The organism is Aerococcus agrisoli, from assembly GCF_003797145.1.
GTDB classification, from domain to species: Bacteria; Bacillota; Bacilli; order Lactobacillales; family Aerococcaceae; genus Aerococcus; species Aerococcus agrisoli.
In genome coordinates this window covers 1-3719 of the sequence record NZ_RKMG01000056.1, presented here as the reverse complement: position 1 = coordinate 3719, position 3719 = coordinate 1, and the positions used below count along the sequence as shown (strand labels likewise).

3 protein-coding genes and 1 pseudogene are annotated in these 3719 nt (G+C 30.4%); all 4 read right to left on the bottom strand.

The features are described from left to right. Positions 1 to 4: 4 nt before the first annotated feature. Entirely contained in the window at positions 5 to 1594 is a 1590-nt protein-coding gene (locus EF384_RS09365) for a hypothetical protein (protein WP_123781424.1), read from the bottom strand. Positions 1595 to 1856: 262 nt separating this feature from the next. Next, positions 1857 to 2540 (bottom strand): DUF4145 domain-containing protein, encoded by a 684-nt coding sequence (locus EF384_RS09360; RefSeq protein WP_123781422.1) that lies wholly within the window; start codon positions 2538 to 2540, stop codon positions 1857 to 1859. A gap of 536 nt (positions 2541 to 3076) precedes the next feature. Next, positions 3077 to 3448 (bottom strand): hypothetical protein, encoded by a 372-nt coding sequence (locus EF384_RS09355; protein ID WP_123781420.1) that lies wholly within the window; start codon positions 3446 to 3448, stop codon positions 3077 to 3079. Between the two features lie 42 nt (positions 3449 to 3490). Continuing rightward, positions 3491 to 3719, bottom strand: a pseudogene (locus tag EF384_RS09875) (hypothetical protein); the annotation flags it as partial.

Sequence of the window (3719 nt, the reverse complement as noted above, 5' to 3'; positions counted from 1 at the left end):
GCACTTAATTTGACAATTTAAGACATTGAAAAATGTAAGGTTGTAAAGAGACCATGCTATTTTCTTCCTTAACCCATGCATTGATTTGAATTTTTAACATATCCCAATAATTTTCAAAATCTTCGTCACTTAAGTAATACCCTACTTCAGACATAGCAATAAGATTGGCACTAAATTTATTATGCTGAGGCATAGCATTGTTTGAGAACTGGAAAATTTTTCTAGCTTCTTCTGAATTCATTCTTTCAAGCAAATTACCGAAATTATGCATTACCTGAGTTGTTTTTTTTCGGTCAAGGTTGATTATTGTTGAATTTAAAAGTGTCATCACCCACGGCCAATAATCTGAAAATAAACTCAAATGGTAAGTTAAATTTTGAATCAAATAATACACTCTGTTTATATAAGTTAATGAGCCAAACATCATGGCTTGATAGTATATGTCAGCAATATAATCACTTAAAAAGGAAAGATCACCATAAGAAGACCATGTAGAATAGGATTGCATCTCACTTTTCTGGCGATCTTTTTCAAGCCACTCAAATAAATTTTTTTCATTTCGATCAATTATTGGATAATAAATTTTTACCTTTCTACTATCTAGACACGCTTGCCCTTCCGACTTCACAATGTATTGATTCTTAGTCTCAGCTATACTTTTTTCCCGATTTCGTAGATCTATTAATATATCTTGAACCAGCCACTCGTCAATTTCACTTTGCTTTTTTTCGGCTAATGTTAATGCTTCTTTTAATAATTCTATGGAAGCATCGTAATCTTCTAAATAATATTTTTGATTTGAAATCCACCTCTTCTCGACTATTTCAAAGTACGGGGTTGGCAAAACCTTACTCAAAGATTCTAAAAATAAATTCATATTAAATTCTTCAATAGTGGTATTTTCAAACATTGTTAACAAATATCTAGAACAATAATAATCAAAATCTTTCTTACTTATTTGTTGTTGTTTTTTATTGAACAGATAGTTTGAAAAATAATTTCTACATAATTCATTAACTAATTTTTCTTTTTCTAGAACTACATTATTATTTGGATTTTTCATTTGTACTTCAATATTTTCAATTTTTTTATCGACTTCAGATATCTCATTTTGTCCATGTTGCAACTTACGATATCTTTTAAATGTCAATAATACGTCTGATACTAAATGCTGAGCACAATTTTCAATAAATTCACTAAAAGAGTTGATAATTGAATGTTTTGCTTCCGTTGGTTTTAGTAACTCCAGTTGAACTTGCGTTTTTTCTTTTTCATCGCCTTGACAAAAATAGTACAGTGAAGGAATCTGGTATTTATTAACTATTTCAATTTCTGATTTTACACCAGGTGGAACACCATCTTTATTGTCAACTAAGAAAATACAAACATCACTATCCTGTAAAGCCCCAGTAAAATGAGCAGTTGCAGGACTTACCGAAGGACCTTCAGATTCGAACGCATATACCTCAAAAAGTCCCGTTGACTCTAACGTTTCTTTGACTGCGCTTCGAGCCAACATATACTTCTGATCCGCTGCAGTATCTCCAATCTTAGAACTTATAAATATTTTAAGTTTATTATTAAATTCCTTCATAATTTCTCCTTCGTGATCAATGGCCTTTTATATTTTCATTTTGTATACCGCAATATTTACAATTTTTTCAAAATCTAACCATTTATATAAAAAATTCAAATAGGAGCTTATCGCAATGTATTGGAAAATTTAGTTGAGGCATTACCTTAACATTCAGATATTGTTTTGTCGTAAGTACAATTATACAGGAGTCAGAATATTGGCACTTTTTTTACACAATTATACGAACTTAATATAATGAGCTTTAGAACATCTATAAATTTTATGAAATAAAATTAAGTGCTTCATCAGCGTCATAATCCGCAGCTATGAATTGAGCCGCAGACAAAATAAATTTCTTCATATCATTGATATCTTTATTCTCATGTCTTCGAACATAATGAGTTTCGTCATTCCCTATCCAAGTGGATGCCCTTGCAAGATTTTGTAATTTTTGAAAATCATTTAAGTAATCATCGATAACTTTTCCTAAAAACATATTTTCAATTTTTTCTTTGTCTTCTGAATTCACTCTGATTGCATAGTCTTTGATAAGAAATTCTGTCGCTTTTCTATAACCTACTCCGGCTATTTGATCAAGTCCACTCGATTCAGCTTCAACAGATTGTTTGTATATTTCAACAAATTTTGAAGATACTTTCTCTATATTTTCTGGCAATGACACATTGATAGGAACAGAATACGTATAATTTTCCAAAAGATATGAACCTGGGTATTGGGATGTTGGATTATATTTATAACTTAAAGCAAAGAACTTTTTACAATCTACATCTGCACATTGCGCTAAAATACCTATAATTCGTTTACTATCACCATGGTTAAATTCTGAAGCTCCTTCATGTATATGCGGTATCATGATTTTTCCACAATGGGGACAATGATTTGGAATATCAAGACTAATTTTGGGGCTACTATCCCTAAATTTTATTACTACATCTTTTAACATAAAATACCTCCCAACAAATATATATTCAATATATTCGACATACTTAATTGCTTGCATGTACTGCGATGAAATTTTGATTAAAAATTTTTTCACTAGACTATTATCTATTATACATTCAATTTTTTAAAATAATGTTTGAAAAAACAATTAGTTAACAAAGTTTCGTTTATAAAAATCGGACCCATTGTCAAGGGCAGTCACGTGTCAGGAATTATTCTATATCTTGCATTTCAAAAGTTCTGATTCGTGGAAAATCAGTGTTTTAATTAAATCAGCGCGTGGATAGACTTTAATTATTTAGCTGGTAATATTGGGTTGGAGTTAGCTTTGCTAAATTCCACTGAGGGCGGGAATTGTTTTAGTAGCCGATAAACTTAAAAATTCCGCTTATACTTTGTTAAATCGTCTACTTCATCGAGATGTAGACGGTCTTTCATATGTCCGAAAAATGATTCCTGTGGAGCGTTGTCGCAACAGTTACCCCCTACGGGACATTTATGGTATTAGACCTTGTTCCTTCACTAATTCTTGAAATTTCAAGGAAGTATAATAGCTTCAAATAAAGAATTAGTTGAATTGTTCGACACTTTAATATACATACTCTCATTTGGTATTAAGTCAAATGCATGAGCATCGCAATCAATTACGAAATTTCTTGGAGCATTGTATTGTTTATTTAACTTCCATTTATAACTTTCGATGTCTTGATTGGCATTAACGCCTAAATATTTTGTTAAAAAATAATCACTGTTGTTTCCTAATAAGATTGATTTATATGCCCCAGAATATGATTTATTGTCTAATAAATTTGAAGTATTGATATGAGCGATATATGATATATTACCTTCTCCAATAAATTTTTCTAATACATCTTTAGCACTCAGTCTCATGCCTAGTTCATTTGACATTAAATATTCATCGATCCACTGCTGAATTTTGTCTAATTCCCCTTAAGCAAAAATGACAACTACATGTAATTTATCAGTACATGATAATTCAACGCCTTGGATAATATTAATATGTTTTTTTGGATGCAATGCATCACATGCTTTTTGTAATTTTTTAATACCTTGGACAGAATGATGATCCGTAACAACAACCATTTCATAATTGTTATTTACTAATCGATTTGCTATTAATAAGTAACTATAAAATTCCGTAAATTTCAAGTTTAAGTTA